We start from the raw sequence: 18607 nt of genomic DNA on the forward strand, positions 1-18607 counted from the left end.
GGGAGATGACCGCAGTCACGGGGGAGACCCCGCTCCAGGGCAGCGGCGTGCTCGGGCAGCCGCTGGACATCCGTGAGGATCCGCAGCTCCTGCGCGGCGAGGCCACGTACGTCGGTGACATCGACCTGCCGGGCACCGCCCACATGGCGATCCTCGGCAGCCCGGTGGCCCACGCGAAGATCCTCTCCATCGACACCAAGCCCGCCGAGCAGCTGCCGGGTGTGCTGAAGGTGGCCACCGCGGCCGACTTCACCGACGTCATGCCGCTGCCCTGCATCTGGATACCCGGCGGGGTCGAGAGCCACTTCCCGCCCCACCCCTACGGACTTCCCGGCTCCCGCCCGGTGCTGTCCGGTGACACCGTGCGCCACGTCGGCGACCCCGTCGCCGTGGTCGTCGCCGAGACCCCGCGCCAGGCCGCCGCCGCCCTCGCCGCGATCTGCGTCGAGTACGAGCCGCTGCCCGTGGTGACCCGCGCCGACGAGGCCCTCGCCGAAGGCGCCCCCCAGCTCCACGAGGCCGTCCCCGGCAACCTGAACGCGTACTGGACCTGCGGCGACAAGGACCGCACCGACGCGGCCATCGCCGCGGCCGAGGTCACCGTCGAGCTGGACCTGGTCAACCAGCGCACCATCAACAGCCCCATCGAGCCGCGCGGCGCGGTCGGCGACCACAACGCCGCCACCGGCGAGTACACGCTGTACGCCTCCACCCAGGGCCCGCACAACCACCGCTTCCTGCTCTCCGCCCTGGTCCTCGGCATCCCCTTCAACAAGCTGCGGGTCATCGCCCCGACCGTCGGCGGCAGCTTCGGCACCAAGGGGTACCTGTACCCCGACATGCCGCTGGTCCTGCTGCTCTCCAAGGCGCTCGGCCGGCCCGTGAAGTGGGTCGACACCCGCACCGGGCTGATGAACTCCACCGTCCAGGGCCGCGACCACCGCCAGCACGTCACCCTGGCCGGCACCCGCGACGGCCGGATCACCGCCGTGCGCTGCACGAGCTACGCCAACCTCGGCGCCTACCCCTCCACCATCGGCCCCGGCGTCGCCACCGCCCTGATGGGCCGCTCCATCAGCGGCATGTACGACATCGACGCCGCCTTCTGCGAGGTCTACGCCGCCTTCACCAACACCGTCTCGCTCGGCGCCCAGCGCGGCAGCGGACGCGCGGAGGCCGCGTTCCTGATGGAGCGGCTCGTGGACCGCTACGCCTCGGAGATCGGTATGGACCCGGCGGCGGTGCGCCGCAAGAACCTGGTGCCGAAGGAGAAGTTCCCGTACGACAACGGCCTGGGCTGGACGTACGACTCGGGCGACTACCAGCTCAACTTCGACCGGGCCATCGAGCTCTCGGGCTACGCCGACATGCCCGCCCGCAAGACCGAGGCCCGCGCCCGCGGCAAGCGGCTCGGCGTCGGCATCGCCTCCTACGTGGCGATCTGCGGGGTCGGCCCCTCCACCCGGATGTCCAAGGAGGGCATGCTCGGCGGCACCTGGGAGAGCGCGAACATCCGCGTCCACCCGACCGGCGAGGTCACCGTCACCGTCGGCTCCGCCTCCACCGGCCAGAGCCACGGCACCGTCTTCGCGCAGGTCGCCGCCGACGAACTCGGCATCGACCCGGCGCAGGTCCAGGTGTACGAGGGGGATACGCAGAAGGCCCCGTACGGTCAGGGAACTTACGGCTCGCGCTCCTACAGCATGGCCGCGCCGGCCATCGCCCTCACGGCCCGGAAGATCAAGAGCAAGCTGGTCAAGGCCGGAGCCGTCTTCCTCGGCGTCCCCGAGGCCAAGGTCGTCTACGCGGACGGCAAGGTCTTCGAAGAGGGCAACGAGGAGAACACCAAGACCTTCGCCGAGCTGGCGATGGCCATGTGGTACGGCTGGGGGCTGCCGCCCGAGATCGAGCCCGCCCTCGACGAGACCACCCACTTCGACCCGCCGGACTTCAACTACCCCTTCGGGACGCACGTCGCGGTCGTCGAGATCGACGAACTGACCGGCGAGACCGAGGTCGTGGCCTACACCGCCGTCGACGACGCCGGCAACATCGGCAACCCGAAGATCGTGCTCGGCCAGATCGAAGGCAGCATCGTGCACGGCCTCGGCCAGGCCCTCATGGAGCACGCCGAGTACGACCCGGACGGGCAGCTCGTCAGCCGCGACCTGGGCCACTACGCACTGCCGCGCGCCATCGACGCGCCCTTCTTCACCCTGGACAAGACGGTTACCCCCTCCCCGCACAACCCGCTGGGGGCCAAGGGCGCGGGCGAGATCGCCACCGTGCCGCCCGCCGCGGCCGTCGTCAACGCCGTCGTCGACGCCCTGTCCGACCTGGGCGTCCGGCACATCGACATGCCCGTCACCCCCGAGAAGGTCTGGCGCCGCCTGAGAGGGGAAACCCAGTGATCCTCGCCGAATTCGACTACGTACGCCCCGTCGGCCTCGACGAGGCCCTGACCCTCCTGGCCGGCCGGCCCGGCGCCCGGGTGCTGGCCGGCGGGCAGAGCCTGCTGCCCGGCCTGCGCACCGGGGAGGACCGGGCCTCCCTGCTCGTCGACGTCCGCCGGCTGGAAGAGCTCCGGGGCATCGAGCGGACCCCCGCGGGGATCCGGATCGGGGCGATGACCACCCTGGCCGAACTGGCCGCGGACCACCTGCTGCGGGCCGAGGCGCCGGAGATCGCCGCCGCGGCCCGCGCCAACGGGGACCCCCAGGTGCGCAACCTCGGCACGGCCGGCGGCAACCTCGCCGCCACCGGCCGGGCCACCGACCTGCCCGTCGCCGCGATCGCCGCCGGAGCCACGGCCGAACTGGCCGGTCCGGGCGGGGCGTCGACGGTCAGCGCCGAGGAACTGGCCGCCTCCGGCGTCCCCGCGGGCACCGTCATCACCGCCCTGCTCGTCCCGGCCGGCGGCCGCGCCGCCGCCTTCGAGAAGACCGCCGACCGGGCGACCCGCTACCCGGTCTGCGCCGCCGCCGTACGCATCACCCCCGACGGGCCGCGCATCGCGGTCACCGGGGCCACCGCCCGCGCACTGCGGCTGCGCGGGGTCGAAGAACGGCTCGGCGGGGGCCCGTACACGACGCAGAGCGTGCTCGCGGCCTTCCGCGCCGAACCCCGGGAGCTGTTCGTCCCGGGGCGCGGCACCTCGGCCGAGTACCTAGGCCACCTCGCGGGCGTACTCACCGCCCGCGCGCTCACGAGGGCCGTGCAGGCAACCGCCTGACCGCCCACGACGGGGGAGTTGAAGCAGTGGAACCGTTGCCCACGACAGCGCGGACCGCGCCGTCCGCGACCACCACGGGGGACCCCTTGCGTCCAGCCGCCGGCTCCGCAGGCGCACCGGGAAGCTCCGGCTTCCGGGTCGTGGGCGCGGTCCTCGTCCTGCTGATGCTCTCCTCCTCCGTCCCCTCCGCCCTCTACGTGCTCTACCAGCAGGAGTGGGGCCTGTCCTCCGGCATGATCACGGTGGTCTTCGCCCTGTACGCCGTCACCGTGCTCGCCGGACTCCTGCTGTTCGGCTCGCTGTCCGACACCCTCGGCCGGCGGCCCGTACTCGCCGCGGGCCTGCTCCTCGCGATCGTCTCCATGGTCCTGTTCGCCTCGGCCCAGGGCCTCGGCCTGCTGCTCGCCGCCCGCGCCGTGCAGGGGCTGGCGGTGGGCCTGGCCACCGGAGCCATGGGCGCCGCCCTGCTGGAACTCAGCCCCGGCTCCCGGCCCGCGCTCGGCGCCCAGGTCAACAGCGCCGGCCCGACCGTCGGCATCGGCCTCGGCGGCATCGGGGCCGGGCTGCTCGTGCAGTACGCGCCCGCTCCGACCGTCCTGACCTACCTGCTGCTCGTGGGGGCCTTCGCCGTCTGTCTGGCCGGCGTGGCCCGGATGGCGGAGAGCGCCCCGGGGAGGGCCGGGGGCGGGGGCGGCGGACGGCTGAAGATCGCCCCGCACCGGATCCACATCCCCGCCGCCGCGCGCGGCCGCTTCGCCGTGCTGATCCTGACCATCGTGGCCGTCTGGTCGGTCGGCGGCTTCTACCTCTCGCTCGGCCCGCACCTGGTCCTCTCCCTGCTCAGCAGCACCAACTACCTCGTCGGCGGAGCCACCGTGGCCCTCCTGGCCGGCGCCGCCACCGCCGCCCAGCTCCTGCTGGGCCGCACCGAGGCCCTGCGCACCGCCGTCCTCGGTCTGTTCGGCCTGCTCGGCGGGCTGGCCCTGGTGCTCCTCGCGCTCGGGCTCGGCTCGGCCCCCGCGTTCCTCGTGGCCACCGCCGTCCTCGGAGCCGGCTGGGGCGCCGCCTTCCTCGGCTCCTTCCGTGCGCTGAGCGCACTGGCCGAGCCCGCACACCGGGGCGAACTGACCGCCGCGGTCTACGTGTTCGCGTACCTCGCGATGAGCGTGCCGGCCGTGCTCGCCGGACTGCTCACCAACATCCACGGGCTCCAGCGCACCTCGGTCGGCTTCATGGCGACCGTCGCCGCGGTGTGCGCGCTCGCCCTGCTGGCCACCCTGAGGCTGGCGGCCCGGAACCGGACGGAAGGGAGCACCGCATGAGCGCTGCCCCGGGTACCGCCGAGCTGCGCACCGCGCTGCGCGGGCTGGAGATCTTCGAGGGCCTCACCGAGGAGCAGCTGGACTGGCTGGTCTCGGTGTCCGCACCCCGGGTGCTCGCCGACGGTGAGGTCCTCTTCCGTGACGGGGAGGAGGCCACGGGCTTCCACGTCCTGCTCTCCGGGGGCCTCGTGGTGACCAAGGTCGTCGACGGCCGCGAGGAAGTCCTGACCCGGCACTCCACCGAGGAGGAGAGCGCGGCCGCCGAGGACCACGACGGCAAGCCCTCGGCCGCGCACCGGTTCACCGGCGAACTGCCGCTGCTGACCGACGGGGCGTACGTGGCCACGGCCGCGGCGAGCGGGCCGGCCACCACCGTGGTGGCGTACGCGAAGCCGGTCTTCTTCGAGATGCTGACCCGCTGCCACGGGGTGGCCGCCGTACTGATCCCCGTGCTGGCCTGGCGCATCAAGTCCTCGGAGGTCCAGGCCCGCAAACGGGCCACCGTCGAGGCCCTGGGCACCCTGGCGGCCGGCCTCGCGCACGAGCTGAACAACCCGGCCGCCGCCGTGGCCCGCGCCGCGCAGGAACTGGCGCCCGCCCTGGACCAGCTCACGCGCACCGCCCAGGCCTGGGGCGCGGCCGCCACGGACGCCGAGCGCTCCGTGTTCGACCAGCTCGCCGAGGAACTGGACAAGACGGCACCGCCGTTGGTCTCCGATCCGCTGGACCAGGCGGACGCGGAGGAGCAGATCGCCGACTGGGCCGAGGAAGCCGGCGCGGAGCGGGCGGGGCTGCTCGGCTCGGGGGTCTGCGACCTCGGACTGGACCTGGGCGGGCTCCTGGAGCGGCTGGAGGGGGTCGGCGAGCCGGCCCTGCCCGCGGCCCTGGACCACCTGGCGGCCCTCCTGGAGATCCGCTCGCTCGCCGCCGAGCTGCGGGCGGCCGGTCCGCGGATCTCGCAGCTGGTCGCGGCCACCCGGGATTACGCCAATCTCGACCGGGCCCCCGAGCAGCGCTTCGCGGTCACCGACGGACTGGAGAACACGCTGGTCGTGCTGCGCGCCAAGCTCGCCGGGATCGGGATCGTGCGCGCGTACGAACCGGACCTGCCCGAACTGACGGGCTATCCGAGCGAGCTGAACCAGGTGTGGACCAACCTGGTCGACAACGCGGCGGCCGCCATGGAGGGCGCCGGAACCCTCACCCTGCGCGCCCGGGTCGAAGGCGTCTGCCTGGTGGTGGAGATCGCCGACACCGGCTCGGGGATACCCGGGGAATCCCTGCCGAGGATCTTCGAACCCTTCTACACGACCAAGGACGTGGGGAAGGGAACCGGTCTCGGTCTGCACCTCAGCTACCGCATCGTGACCCAGCGCCACCACGGTTCGATCACGGCCCGCTCGCGCCCGGGGGAGACCCGGATGACCGTACGGCTGCCGCTGTCCGGGACCGATCCGTCCTGCGCCGTTCCGGACGGCCCCACAGTTCCCACCGCTCCAACCCCATCGAAGAGTTGAAAGGGAGTCGACATGCCCAAGTACGACATCTCCACGCTGCACCCGGTGTTCGTCCGGCAGATGGACGCGCTCGCGGCCCTGGACATCGAGGCGGTCATGAAGAACTACACCGACGACGCGGTGCTGTTGCGCTTCGAGGGCGTCTCCGTCGGCATCGACGCGGTGCGCGAGACGTTCACCGGATACCTGACGGTGAAGCCCACCCTCGTGGAGCTGCAGGAATACGTCGAGACCGACGACACCATCTTCTACCGGGCGATCATGAACCTGAATGGTGAACCGGAGCACGCGTTCGGGACACTTGTCGTCCGCGATGGCCGGATCTGGCGGCAGACTGCCGGATTTGGCGGCTGATTGCCGAAATCTGGGTAGCGTGTGCGGGGAGGGTGGGGAACTGCACCCTCCCCGTATGTGCGACAGCCGTAGATATATGCAAGAACCGTGAAGGGGAGGTCATGGAAACGGAAACCGGCCGGGTCGAGGCATTCAGTGACGGCGTATTCGCGATCATCATCACCATCCTTGTCCTGGAATTGAAAGTTCCGGAAGAAACCGGATCCGACTTCTGGCACGGAGTGCGGGAACAGTGGCCGCACTACGCCGCCTATGTGGTGAGTTTCCTCATCATCGGCGTGATGTGGGTGAACCACCACACCATCTTCAGTCACATCAAGCGGGTCGACCGCCCTTTGCTGTTCCTGAACCTCCTGGTGCTGATGGTCGTGTCGGTGATCCCCTACACCACCAACGTGCTCGCCGAACACCTCATGGAAGAAGGGGGATCGGCCAACGCCGCGGCCGTCCTCTACAGCCTCGTCACGGTGGCCTACGCCTTGGCGTTCATGGCCTTCTGGTGGTACGTCACCCGGGTGGGGCACCTCTTCCACGACCAGGTGGACAAGGACGGCGCCCGGGCCACCAGGATCCGCTTCGGCCTGGGTGCCATCGCCTATCCCCTGACCGTCGTACTGGCCTTCGTGTCCGCTCCGCTCACTCTCGTCGCGCACTTCCTGATCGCGCTCTACTATGCGGCGAACCAGATCCCCATCCCCCTCGTGGTAGAAGAAGAGCGGCTCGAATCTGCCAGCGACCTCAGGAAGTAGCCGTCGGGACCTACGGCCGTTCTCCGCGGTCAAGTAGGGTAATGGATCTAGCTGGTCGCGGGGGAGGCCCAGATGGCTCGCGTAGTCCTGCCGGAGGAATCCACCAAGGAAATCTCCGAATTGATCGACGTTCTGATCTCGCTCTTCTTCGAGTCGTTACCCCGGCGGGACCAGCGAAACTGGGCCCGCGTATACCTGAACGGCCTGGTGCGGACCAACGGAAAGAAAACAATTCGTAACATCGCCGGAACCGGAGCCAGTTCCGTCGAGCAGAGCCTGCAGCAGTTCATCAGCAAATCCCCCTGGGACTGGACCCCCGTCCGCCGGTCCCTCGCCCAGCACCTGGAACGCACCGCGCAGCGCCCGCTGGCCTGGGTGGTGCAGCCCATGGTCATAGAGAAGGCCGGTGACCGATCGGTCGGCGTGGGGCGGCAGTTCGTGCCCCAGCTGGGCCGCACCGCCAACTGTCAGCAGGCCGGCGGGATCTGGCTCACCTCCAGCGATGCCGGCTTCCCCGTCGAATGGACCCTCACCCTCCCCGGGCCCTGGACGGCGGAACTCCTGCGACGCCGACGGGCCGGGATCCCCGACACGGCCCGCTCGCTCACCCCCGCCCAGGACGCGGTACACGCGGTCCAGCGGATGGCCGCCACCTGGCAACTCCAGCGCAGGCCCGTGGTGATGGAAGTCTCCAACAGTGAACTGCCGCAGTGCATCGAGTCGTTCGCGATGCAGGACATCCCCTTCGTATTCAAAGTGGACGGCACCCTGCCCGTCTCCTTCGGCGGGGCCGGCCGGCACAAACCCGGACCGCACACCGCGCCGGCCCGCGAGCTCATCGACTCCCTGCGCTCCCAGCGGCGCGTCGTCGAATGGACCCGGCACGGCCGCGCCGAGGGAGCGGTCACCCTGCTCACCTCGGCCGCCATCTTCGCCGCCCCGGGTGAGGACCGGCTCCTGCCGGTCCCGCCCACCCCCCTGCTGCTCGTCGGGGCCTGGACCGAGGCCGCCCTGCTGCCCTCGGAGTTCTGGATCACCAACATCGGCGACCGGCCGCTCGCGCAGCTGTTCCTCCTCGCCAAACTCACCGACCGGGTCGCGCTCGACTTCACCGAGGTCTGCGAGCCCGCCGGAATCCGGGATTTCGAGGGCCGCTCCTTCCGCGGCTGGCACCACCACGCCACCCTCGCCAGCGTCGCCCACGCCGCGATGCTGCTCGGTGCGCGCGGACGGGGCCCCCGCCCGCCACACCCCGAGCCGTACCCCGGCCCGGCCCGGACCGCTGCCCCCACCCGTACGGTCGCCGCCGCGCACACCGCCGGACCCCCCGCCCTGCCGCCGAGACCGGTCATCCCCGGGCAGAGCCCGCGCCGCGAGTACATCCGCTGATGCTCGACATCGCCGAAGAGCTACGCGCGTGGTGCGCCGCAGGACGGGACTTCGCCGTGGCCACGGTGGTCGCCGTCAGCGGCAGCGCACCGCGCGGCCCGGGCGCCTCCCTGGCCGTCGACACCGGGGGCACCGCGCTCGGCTCCCTCTCCGGGGGCTGCGTCGAATCCGCCGTGCACGAGCTGTGCCTGGAGGCGATCACCTCCGGGCGCGGCGGCGTGCACCGCTTCGGATACAGCGACGACGACGCCTTCGCGGTGGGGCTGACCTGCGGGGGAGTCCTCGACGTGCTGATCACCCCGGTACGCCGCCACGACCCCGTGCGGCCCGTCATCGGCGCGGTGCTCGACGCGGCCTGCGCCGGCGCCCGCTCCGCGCTCGGCCGGGTGGTCTGCGGGCCGCCGGAGCAGGTGGGCCGGGCCATCGCCGTGCACGCCGACGGTTCCTACGAGGGACGCCTCGGCGGGGGCGCCGAGCTGGACCGGGCCGCCGCCGAGCGGGTCCGGGGCTGGCTAGCGGCCGGCCGCACCGGCACCGCCGAGCTGGGCACGGCGGGCGGCCTGTGCGGGCAGCCCCTGACCCTGCTGGTCGAATCGGCCGCCGAGCCGCCCCGGCTGCTGGTCTACGGGGCCATCGACTTCGCAGCCGCCCTGGCCCGGATCGGCGCCTTCCTGGGCTACCGGGTCACGGTCTGCGACGCCCGGCCCGTCTTCGTCACGGCCGCCCGGTTCCCCGACGCCGACGAGGTGGTCGTGGACTGGCCGCACCGGCACCTGGCCGCGGAATGGGAGGCGGGCCGCCTGGATTCCCGTACGACCGTGTGCGTCCTGACCCACGACGCCAAGTTCGACGTCCCGCTGCTGACGCTCGCGCTGCGGCTGCCGCTCGGGTACGTGGGCGCCATGGGCTCGCGGCGCACCCACGGAGACCGGGCGCGGCGGCTGCGGGCGGAGGGGGTGGAGGCGGCCGCGCTGGCCCGGCTGCGCTCACCGATCGGCCTGGACCTCGGCGGGGGGACCCCCGAGGAGACCGCGCTCGCCATCGCCGCCGAGTTCACGGCCGTCCGGTACGGAGGAACGATTCTCCCGCTGGCCTGGAGCCACGGCCCCGTCCATCGCCGGGCGGACCCGCCGGTGCCCGGCCGGAGGGCCAAGGTCCCGTAGGAAGAGACCATCCGGCCCCAAATCTCCTGGACGATCGGCCGGGGCGGTGTGAACGCCAGGTCGTGTGAGAATGAAGTACGTGCGTTCCTCGACTGCCCTGTCGGGGTCACCTCCGAACGACTGGGATGTTCAGCACGTGCGTTTTCTCAATGACCTGAAGCCGCCGTACGACCTGACGTACGACGACGTATTCATGGTGCCGAGCCGCTCCGCGGTCGGTTCCCGCCAGGGCGTCGACCTCTCCGCGCCTGACGGCACCGGCACCACCATTCCGCTGGTCGTGGCCAACATGACCGCCATCGCCGGCCGCCGGATGGCCGAGACGGTCGCCCGCCGCGGCGGCATCGTCGTCATCCCGCAGGACATCCCGATCGACGTCGTCACCGACGTGATCTCCTGGGTGAAGACCCGCCACCTCGTGCTCGACACCCCGATCACGCTGGCACCCACCCAGACCGTCGCCGACGCGCTGTCGCTGCTGCCCAAGCGCGCGCACGGCGCCGGCGTCGTCGTCGACGCGGACGGCCGCCCGGTGGGCGTCGTCACCGACCACGACCTGACCGGCGTGGACCGCTTCACCCAGCTCTCCGAGGTCATGTCGAAGGAGCTCCTGCTCATCGACGCCGACATCGACCCCCGCGAGGCCTTCACCAAGCTCGACGCCGGCCACCGCAAGCTGGCCCCCGCCGTCGACAAGGACGGCAGGCTCGTCGGCATCCTCACCCGCAAGGCCGCGCTGCGCGCGACCCTGTACACCCCCGCCACCGACGCCAACGGCAAGCTGCGCATCGCCGCCGCCGTCGGCATCAACGGCGACTTCGTGGAGAAGGCCAAGCAGCTGCTCGACGCGGGCGTGGACACGCTCGTCATCGACACCGCGCACGGCCACCAGGAATCGATGATCAACGCGATCAAGGCCGTCCGCGCCCTCGACCCGCAGGTCCCGATCGTGGCCGGCAACATCGTCGCCGCCGAGGGCGTCAAGGACCTCATCGACGCCGGCGCCGACATCATCAAGGTCGGTGTGGGCCCCGGCGCCATGTGCACCACCCGCATGATGACCGGCGTGGGCCGCCCGCAGTTCTCCGCGGTGCTGGAGTGCGCGGCCGAGGCGAAGAAGCACGGCAAGCACGTCTGGGCCGACGGCGGCGTCCGTCACCCGCGCGACGTGGCGATGGCGCTGGCCGCCGGCGCCTCCAACGTGATGATCGGCTCCTGGTTCGCCGGTACGTACGAGTCCCCGGGCGACCTGCAGCAGTCGGCCGACGGCCGCCTGTACAAGGAGTCCTTCGGCATGGCCTCCGCGCGCGCGGTCCAGAACCGCACCTCGGAGGAGTCCTCCTACGACCGCGCCCGCAAGGGTCTCTTCGAGGAGGGCATCTCCACCTCGCGGATGTTCCTGGACCCGGCCCGTCCCGGCGTCGAGGACCTGATCGACTCGATCATCGCGGGCGTTCGCTCCTCCTGCACCTACGCCGGTGCGGCCTCCCTCGCGGAGTTCGAGGAGAAGGCCGTCGTCGGCATCCAGTCCGCTGCGGGCTATGCCGAGGGCAAGCCGCTGCACGCCAGCTGGAGCTAGTTCCTCTTCACCACTGCGCCGGGGTCCCCACGGGGGCCCCGGCGCAGTGCTGTCCGGGCCCGGCTTCCTCGCCGGCCGGGGCAACCGCGCCCTTGGGGCCGCGCGCGCGGTGCCGACGGGCGGGGGAACCGACGGGCGGGGGCAGGTGTCCGGTGCCACGCTGGTCGTACCCGATCAGCGAAAGGCAGTCGTCATGATCACCACTGACTTCGTCCCCGGCTCCCCCTGCTGGCTCGACCTCGGCGCACCCGACGTGCCCGCCGCCGCGGCCTTCTACGGCGCCGTCCTCGGGTGGGACTACGAGTCCATGGGCGAGGGGGAGGACATGGAAGGGGGCATGTTCCGCAAGGACGGCAAGATCGTCGCCGGGCTGGGCAAGCTCACCGAGGGCGGTGCCCGGCCGGCCTGGATGATCTACTACAGCGTCCCCGACGCCGAGGCCACGACCCGCGCCGTCCGGAGCGCCGGCGGCACCGTACGGGTGGAGCCGCGCACGCTCGACGAGTGGGGCACGATGGCGCAGTACAGCGACCCGCTCGGGGGCCAGTTCGCCGTCTGGCAGCCCGGGGAGAACAAGGGCGTCGACCTCGTGGACCAGCCGGGCTCGCTGTCCTGGACCGAGCTGTACACGAGCGACGCCGCGGCCGCCCGGGAGTTCTACGGGGGTGTCTTCGGCTGGCAGTTCAGCGACATGCCGATGCCGGGCGGCGAGGGCACGTACACCCTGATCACCCCGGCCGGGCTGCCCGAGGGGCGCATGCAGGGCGGCCTCATGGAGCTCTCGGCGGACGACCTCGCCGTGGCGGGCGGAAGGCCCTACTGGCACCCGGTCTTCCACGTCACCGACTGTGACGCGGCGGTCGCCGAGGTCACCGCGCGCGGCGGCAGCGTGCAGATGGGGCCCGCGGACGCCGAGGGCGTCGGCCGGCTGGCGGTCTGCCTCGACCCGTCGAACGCCGACTTCGTCGTGCTGAACCCGTCCCAGGACTGAGCCCCCGCACCGGGCCCTGACCTCCGCCTTTCCCCCCAGCCCCCTCCTCCCCTCCGGCCCCGTCGCCGTCCCACCGGACGGCGACGGGGATTCCTCCTCGGCCTCACCTTCGGTGACCGCCACCGCGCCGAGGACCTCGTCCAGGAGACCCTGTTCCGGGCCTGGAAGCACCCCGAGGCCCTGGAGAGCGGCGCCCACGCCTCCATGCGGCCCTGGCTGTACACCGTCGCCCGGCGCGTGGCCATCGACGCCCGCCGGAACCGTCAAGTCCCGTACCTACTACGCCCTGCGGGCCCTGCGCGACCTCCTGCCCGGCTACGGGCACGCCCACCACCGGCCGTGAGCGCCGAAGGGGGCCACCGGCGATGTGCCGGTGGCCCCCTTCGAGTTGTCCTGCCCGCGGGAGGCGGGAGGGGGTCTACTCGCCCAGAAGGGCGAACAGGCCTTCCCAACGGCTCACGATCCGGTCGGTCGAGTAGCGCTGGATGTTCACGCGGGCAGCCTCGCCCATGCGGTCCCGCAGCTCCTTGTCCGCCAGCAACCTCCCGAGCTGCCGGGCCAGTTCGGCGGTGTTGCCGGGGGACGCGAGCAGTCCGTCCTCGCCGTCGGTGATGATCTCCCGGACTCCGGGGGCGACGTCGAAGGCGACACACGGCACGGCGGTGGCCATGGCTTCCATGGGAGCCAGGGGGAAGCCCTCGCCACGGGAACTCAGGACGAAGACGGAACCGTCGCGCAGAGCCCCCGGGACGTCGCTGGTACGTCCCATCCACTCCACGGAGGATTCGATGCCCAGCGCCGCACTCTGCTTGTGCAGAGCCTCCTGCTCCTCGCCGGCGCCGTAGATGCGCAGCGTCCAGTCCTCGTGGTCCGGTGCGACCTGGGCCCAGGCGTCGAGGAGCAGGTCGACGCCCTTCTCCTCGTGCAGACGGCCGATGCTCACCACCGTCTTGGACTCGCGCTCGGACGGCTCGTCCGGGAAGAACGGCAGGGGGTTGGGCATGAAGCCGACGTTGTCGAACCGCTGGCGTATCCAGAGGTCCGCGTCCTCGCGCGTGAGGGTGAGCATGCGGTCCACGTCCTTGTAGAACCGCTTCACGCGATGGAAGCGCGAAGAGCCGCGGCAGGTCGCGAAGGACTCGTGGCTCATGCCGATCACGGTGAGCCCGAAGGTGTCGGCGAGCGACACCCATTCCATGGCCCAGACCTGGGTGACGATGACGATCCCACCGGGGCGTGCGGCCCGGAACAGCTCCGTGAGTTTCGCGGCCTGCTCACGCATGCCGGCGTCACGGGCGGCCTGCCGGCGCTGTTCGGCGAGGTTCAGCTTGCCCTTGAGCCCGCGAAGGGCCTTGGGGCTCGGAGGGTGCGCGTCGTAGAGCGTGGTGGTCCGGTAGGGCAGGTGGTCGCCGAGTTCCTGGCTGCGCCCCTCGGGCGGCGGCGTGACGCCCAGGACGTGTACCCGGTGGCCCCGTGCGCTGAAGAGGCGGGCCATCTGGTGGGACCAGCTGGTGATGCCTCCCAGCTCGTTCACGCTGTTGGAGACGAAGAAGATGTCCCGGGTCGTGGCTGCGGTCTGCTGGGTCATTAACGCCTCCAGTGCGCGAAGAACTGATCGATGATGCTCCGGCTGGCATTGCCCTGGTCGTACTCGCCGAACCGCGCGCCGAACTGCTCCCGCTTCGAGGCGTATTCGGACGCCTGGGTGTCCAGCGACCTCACTGCTTCGTGGAACTCGTCCTCGGTGTTGAACACCGGACCGGGCGCGTGCTCCAGCAGATCGAAGTAGGTGCCGCGGTCCTGGTTGACGTACTCCTCGTAGTCGTACGTGAAGAAGAGCATCGGCCGGTCGAGCAGCGCGTAGTCGAACATCACGGAGGAGTAGTCCGTGATCATCGCGTCCGCGAGATTCAGCAGGGGCGTCACATCGTGGTGCGCGGAGACATCGATGACCCGGCCGCGCACGGTGGGCGGCAGAACCACGTGGTTGAGATAGTGCGCGCGAACGAGGAGCACGTAACGGTCACCGAACTCGTCGGCGAAGCGCTCCACGTCGAACGGGAGCTCGAAGTGGGACAGCCGGCCTCCCGCCTTGCGGAAGGTGGGCGCGTAGAGCAGGACCTTCTTGTCGCCGGCGATGCCCAGCTCGGCCGCGAGCGGGCCCCGCTCGCGCGCTCCGCCGTCGGCCTCGCGCTGACGGGCCTGCGCCAGCGCGTCGTTGCGCGGATAGCCCACCCGCAGCAGGGCCTTCTCCGGCAGACGGAAGGCCTTGGCCAGGGTCTGTACGTCGTGTTCGGACCGGATCAGGAAGCGGTCGAAGCGGTCCAGCCCGGCCTGCTGCGCTTGCTGCCGGGCTCGTGTGGCGGCCTTGAGCTCGGGCAGGTCGAAGCCCATGCGCTTGAGCGCCGAGCCGTGCCAGGTCTGGATGTAGGTGGTCTCGGGACGCTTCGTCAGCTTGAGGGGGAAGCTCTGGTTGTCCACCCAGAACTCGGCCTGGGCGAGTGCCTTGAGGTAGGGCAGCGACCAGGCGCGCACCAGGGTGGCGTCCTTGGGGAAGCCCTTCGGGCTGCCGCGGTAGGACCAGATCGCTTCGAATTCGAGGCCCTGGCGCCGCATCTCCTCGTAGATGGCGCGCGGGCTGTCGCTGTACTGCCGGCCGATCATGCTCTCGAAGACGACCGTGCGCTTCTTGATGGGCAGCCGGCTGAAGACCTCGTGGTACAGACGGAGCTTGGTCTCGGTGGAAGTGAGGCTCTTGCGCACCGACTTCGCCTTGCGGTACCCGGACTTGGCCAGGGCCCCCGGCTTGCCCCGCACGCCCCGCTCGATCAGTTCGAGGACGCGCTCGTTCGTCTGGTTCTCGGTGACGAGGCGGAAGGCGAGGTGCCCCTTCGCGGAGGCGTGGGGCTCGAGGTGATCGGCCACCATGCGGGTCAGGCGGGGTCGCACGGGCAGCACGCCGCCGGACAGGTCGACGTCGCCCACGGTGAGCCGTGTCGTCGTGCGGGCCCCGTCCACGTCCACGGCGAGGCGCACGTCCCACACGGTGTCGATGATCCCCAGCGGGCGCAGGTCCTTGGTGAGGTCCGCCTCCGCCTCCCAGTGGACCGACTCGCCGTCGTGCCGCAGGACCCGCACGGGGAACGCGAAGGACTGCAGGCTGCGGCGCCGGGCGCTGAACTGCAGCTCGCCCTCCAGGCGGGCGCCGGGCGCGATCACGCCCAGGGGATTGGTGATGCGGCCGGTCATCCGGATCGTGGTGCCCTCGACCGTGAGGCTGGAGATCCCGTTGCGCAGGAACATCTGGCCGACCGGCTTCTGGTGGTAACCGAGGTCGGTCACGTCCAGGACGCTGCGGGCGAAGGCGTCGTCGAGATACTGGTCGCACCAGTAGATCCGGCCCTCGCGCTCGGCCAGCGGGGAGGAGATCTTGTCGCGGTTCGTGAGGCTGTCGACCGCCGGGATCAGGCGCTCCCAGTCGCCCTGGCTGAGCAGGTAGGCGCAGATGGCCTGGATGGGCTGGACCTTCGCGTAGGCCTCCGGGGCGATGCCCGCGAGGTACTCCTGGGAGTGCTTGGCGAACTCCAGGCGGTAGGCCTCGTCGCGGAACGGCAGGTCGCGCAGGTGCAGCACCAGGTCGTGCTTGAGGAACTTGACGTCCTTGGCGAGCTTGAGGTCGCTCAGCCCGTGCCGTTCCAGCAGGGCGTCGATGCGACGGTGAATCTCCAGCCGGTGGACGTAGTTGGCCATCTCGTGCCGGCTGTTGGTCACCGACTTCTCTGCGGCCTGTTCGTGGACGTGCCAGAAATAGACCTGGTTGGGGATCAGCGTGATGCGCTTGGCCGCCAGGTACGCGTCGGCGATGAACATCAGGTCCTCGTAGAGCATCCCCTTGGGGAAGCGGAGATCGTTCTCGAGGAGGAAGTCACGGCGATAGCACTTGTTCGTCGACAGGGTGTCCCATACGAACAGGTCGGGAAAGTCGGTGACGGATTCCAGCGTGCGCGTGGTCGAGTAGATCCACGAGTACCACTCGTCGCGCTTCTGGTTCCGGGTGTCCTTGTGCAGTCGGACGCACAGTCCGGACACGATGTCGGACTGGGTCTCCTCCGCCGACTCGAACAGGTTCCTGCACGCGTTGCGCTCCAGGACGTCGTCGCTGTCGAGGAACATGACGTAACGGCCCGTGGCGTGCTGGATGCCGAGGTTGCGAGGCTCGCCGCCGGCGCCGCTGTTCTCCGGGAGCTGGAAGGCGCGGACCTTCCCGGGGTGCGCTGCGGCCAGCTCCTGGGCTGCCTCGAACGAGCGGTCGGAACTGCAGTCGTCGACGATCACGACCTCGACGCTCTGCAGCGTCTGCTCCAGTACGGACTGGACCGCAGCCGGCAGCCGGTCGGCATCGTTAAATACGATCACGACCACGGATATGTCCGGCACAGCAACCTCAACCTTCTCCTCGACGGCATTGCCCTCAAACATATCTCCCCATCAGTCACACAATGGTCACAGGAGGGCGTGTCGGTGGCTGGCGATGCGCGAGTGCATTTCTGGGCAAGTCGGTTCGTTGGAGAAACGTGACGACGGGAACCGCGCTCAGCGGCGGTGGATCCGGTCGATGCCGTACCACTTCGATACGCAGGCGGAGACCCAGTCACGCTGGTAGTTCTTGGTGTAGAAGGGCTCGGCCAGGTGCCCGATGTGCAGCGGCCGGTACCCGACGTCGGTGGCGCCCCGCCGGGCTTCCTTCTGGATGCGGGCGTTCTGGGCGTCCCATGCCACCGACCGGGTGACCGTGGTGGTGGTGAGCTTCTGGACGCTCGGGACGAGCGCGGCCATCGAGGCCAGGACCAGGGCGCCCGCGGCGACGACCGCGACCGGCACGTACCGGGTCGTGGTCGTGCGTCCCGCCAGGAGCCGGCCGGCCCACCGCCCGAGCAGGGCCCCGTAGAGGCAGAGTGCCAGCACCATCGGGACCAGGTAGTTCGTCCAGGTCCGGGCGTAGGACCAGCCGGTCGGGCCGTAGCCGCTGCGCAGGCCCGCCGCCACGGCGAACGAGCCCAGGACCACCACGGCCACCGGGAGCAGCCACAGGGCGATCCGCGTCATCCGCGGGACGACGCGCAGGCCCTCCGGCTGACCGGAGGCGGAGGCGGAGGCGGAAGCGGGGGCGGAAGCGGAAGAGGAGGAGCGCAGACCGACCGCGAGGCCGATCAGGATGCCGACGGCGGCGGCTCCGAGATAGGCCCACTGGCCGGTCACGGAGTCCCACATCAGCAGCCAGTCGTGGGTGGTGGCCCGGAGTCCCTCCGGGGAGAGCAGGGTCTCCTTGGACGGGTTCTGGGCGCGGCGCCAGCGGGCGCCGGGGGAGGTGTAGAGCAGGACCAGACCGCTGAGGAGTCCGAAGCACCAGGTCAGGCACCAGGTGAAGGGGCGCCAGGTCCGCGCGAGCCCGAAGCGGGGCACTGCGAGCAGTCCGGCGCCGGCCCCGAGGAGACCGGTGACCAGCGTGAACGGCTCGCTCAGGGTGCCGAGCGCGGCTGCGATGAGGAACGTCGCCACGAACCCGGCCGTGCGGGCGCGTCCGCCGGGCCGGCGGACGGTCCAGATTCCGAGCAGGAGCGCCCACACTCCGATGACGCTGGGAATGGTGTGGGAAATGGTGGCGGGGGCCCACAGCAGTGCCTGGTAGCTGCGGGTTCCGGCGAAGTAGAGGAGGGCCTGGAGGACGAGGGCGGCGGCGATCAGGAGCAGCAGCCGGGGCCTGGCGCCGAGGAACCGCATGAACTGGCTGCCGAGCAGGACCAGGCCGAGCGTGAAGGTGACCGCGATGACGGTCGGCAGGATCTTGGTGCCGATGAGTCCGTCGCCGTAGATGACGCCGCTCAGGAAGGCGTTGGCGACCCGGCCGTTCTGGGTCATGTAGAAGTCGGACGTGATGCCGAAGACTCCCATGTCGCGGGATTTCCAGGCGGCGCACCAGTCGTCCGAGGTGGGCCGCACGTAGAGCCCGAGAAAGCACCCGACGGCGACCATGGCCCCGGATACGGCCACGAGGATTCCGGAGGTGCCGAGCATGAGCCCGCGCGCGAACGCACGCCGGTCGCTGCCACGGCCCGCTTCGGGGGAAGAACCGGGGGAATCCGCCCGAGGGCTCTCCTCCTGGGGCACGTCAGTCCTCATTCACCAATCCTTAACAGCGGCGCCGGTCGGGCCTTCGGCCGATCGCGCCTGCCGTAGAGGTCAGCGCAGGGGTGGGCCCGGTCGCATCGATGTGCACGGTGCGCGCCCACCGGCATCCGGAGGCCGCGCGG

At 70.9% G+C, this 18607-nt stretch carries 13 protein-coding genes and 1 pseudogene; 11 read left to right on the forward strand and 3 right to left on the reverse strand.

Features of this window, described 5'->3' with window-relative positions; all coding sequences use genetic code 11:
- The first annotated feature begins 5 nt into the window (after positions 1-5).
- From MTF69_RS14780 to MTF69_RS14830, 11 genes and pseudogenes are all read left to right on the forward strand, one after another.
- Positions 6-2411 carry a xanthine dehydrogenase family protein molybdopterin-binding subunit gene (locus tag MTF69_RS14780; protein WP_243334423.1) on the forward strand — a complete coding sequence of 802 codons (2406 nt, stop codon included), beginning with the start codon at positions 6-8 and terminating at the stop codon, positions 2409-2411.
- On the forward strand, positions 2408-3232 hold the full coding sequence (locus MTF69_RS14785) for a xanthine dehydrogenase family protein subunit M (RefSeq protein WP_243334425.1): 825 nt from the start codon (positions 2408-2410) through the stop codon (positions 3230-3232). The genes MTF69_RS14780 and MTF69_RS14785 overlap by 4 nt, the downstream gene beginning before the upstream one ends.
- 35 nt (positions 3233-3267) lie before the next feature.
- A complete protein-coding gene (locus MTF69_RS14790; protein WP_243334427.1) occupies positions 3268-4554 on the forward strand; it encodes an MFS transporter in 1287 nt (428 codons plus the stop codon).
- Positions 4551-6071: an ATP-binding protein gene (locus tag MTF69_RS14795; RefSeq protein WP_243334429.1), complete on the forward strand. Its 1521-nt coding sequence runs from the start codon at positions 4551-4553 to the stop codon at positions 6069-6071. The genes MTF69_RS14790 and MTF69_RS14795 overlap by 4 nt, the downstream gene beginning before the upstream one ends.
- Before the next feature lie 12 nt (positions 6072-6083).
- A complete protein-coding gene (locus MTF69_RS14800; RefSeq protein WP_243334431.1) occupies positions 6084-6425 on the forward strand; it encodes a nuclear transport factor 2 family protein in 342 nt (113 codons plus the stop codon).
- Positions 6426-6526: 101 nt separating this feature from the next.
- Complete coding sequence (locus MTF69_RS14805; RefSeq protein ID WP_243334432.1) at positions 6527-7174, forward strand: TMEM175 family protein; 648 nt, start codon at positions 6527-6529, stop codon at positions 7172-7174.
- 72 nt (positions 7175-7246) lie between these two features.
- Entirely contained in the window at positions 7247-8563 is a 1317-nt protein-coding gene (locus tag MTF69_RS14810) for a transposase (protein WP_243334434.1), read from the forward strand.
- Positions 8563-9726 carry an XdhC family protein gene (locus tag MTF69_RS14815; RefSeq protein ID WP_243334436.1) on the forward strand — a complete coding sequence of 388 codons (1164 nt, stop codon included), beginning with the start codon at positions 8563-8565 and terminating at the stop codon, positions 9724-9726. The genes MTF69_RS14810 and MTF69_RS14815 overlap by 1 nt, the downstream gene beginning before the upstream one ends.
- 136 nt (positions 9727-9862) lie before the next feature.
- Positions 9863-11305: a GuaB1 family IMP dehydrogenase-related protein gene (locus tag MTF69_RS14820; RefSeq protein WP_243334437.1), complete on the forward strand. Its 1443-nt coding sequence runs from the start codon at positions 9863-9865 to the stop codon at positions 11303-11305.
- 193 nt (positions 11306-11498) lie between these two features.
- Positions 11499-12296 (forward strand): VOC family protein, encoded by a 798-nt coding sequence (locus MTF69_RS14825; protein ID WP_243334439.1) that lies wholly within the window; start codon positions 11499-11501, stop codon positions 12294-12296.
- Positions 12297-12386: 90 nt separating this feature from the next.
- A pseudogene (locus MTF69_RS14830) lies at positions 12387-12563 on the forward strand (sigma factor); the annotation flags it as partial.
- A gap of 151 nt (positions 12564-12714) precedes the next feature.
- On the opposite strand, the gene MTF69_RS14835 reads toward MTF69_RS14830, so the two are convergent.
- The 3 genes from MTF69_RS14835 to MTF69_RS14845 form a co-directional block, all read right to left on the reverse strand.
- On the reverse strand, positions 12715-13884 hold the full coding sequence (locus tag MTF69_RS14835) for a glycosyltransferase (protein WP_243334440.1): 1170 nt from the start codon (positions 13882-13884) through the stop codon (positions 12715-12717).
- Positions 13884-16775, reverse strand: coding sequence for a bifunctional glycosyltransferase family 2 protein/CDP-glycerol:glycerophosphate glycerophosphotransferase (locus MTF69_RS14840; protein WP_243334441.1), 2892 nt, complete (start codon positions 16773-16775; stop codon positions 13884-13886). Before MTF69_RS14840 ends, MTF69_RS14835 begins: the two co-directional genes overlap by 1 nt.
- A 114-nt stretch (positions 16776-16889) precedes the next feature.
- Positions 16890-18476: a DUF6056 family protein gene (locus tag MTF69_RS14845; protein ID WP_243334443.1), complete on the reverse strand. Its 1587-nt coding sequence runs from the start codon at positions 18474-18476 to the stop codon at positions 16890-16892.
- Positions 18477-18607: the final 131 nt, after the last annotated feature.

The sequence above is a fragment of the Streptomyces sp. AP-93 genome (assembly GCF_022808175.1).
Taxonomy (GTDB): Bacteria; Actinomycetota; Actinomycetes; order Streptomycetales; family Streptomycetaceae; genus Streptomyces.

Coding starts and splice junctions, on each gene's coding strand:
- MTF69_RS14780 (WP_243334423.1), top strand. CDS start 6: ATGACCGCAGTCACGGGGGAGACCCCGCTCCAGGGCAGCGGCGTGCTC.
- MTF69_RS14795 (WP_243334429.1), top strand. CDS start 4,551: ATGAGCGCTGCCCCGGGTACCGCCGAGCTGCGCACCGCGCTGCGCGGG.
- MTF69_RS14800 (WP_243334431.1), top strand. CDS start 6,084: ATGCCCAAGTACGACATCTCCACGCTGCACCCGGTGTTCGTCCGGCAG.
- MTF69_RS14805 (WP_243334432.1), top strand. CDS start 6,527: ATGGAAACGGAAACCGGCCGGGTCGAGGCATTCAGTGACGGCGTATTC.
- MTF69_RS14810 (WP_243334434.1), top strand. CDS start 7,247: ATGGCTCGCGTAGTCCTGCCGGAGGAATCCACCAAGGAAATCTCCGAA.
- MTF69_RS14815 (WP_243334436.1), top strand. CDS start 8,563: ATGCTCGACATCGCCGAAGAGCTACGCGCGTGGTGCGCCGCAGGACGG.
- MTF69_RS14825 (WP_243334439.1), top strand. CDS start 11,499: ATGATCACCACTGACTTCGTCCCCGGCTCCCCCTGCTGGCTCGACCTC.
- MTF69_RS14835 (WP_243334440.1), bottom strand. CDS start 13,884: ATGACCCAGCAGACCGCAGCCACGACCCGGGACATCTTCTTCGTCTCC.
- MTF69_RS14840 (WP_243334441.1), bottom strand. CDS start 16,775: ATGTTTGAGGGCAATGCCGTCGAGGAGAAGGTTGAGGTTGCTGTGCCG.
- MTF69_RS14845 (WP_243334443.1), bottom strand. CDS start 18,476: ATGAGGACTGACGTGCCCCAGGAGGAGAGCCCTCGGGCGGATTCCCCC.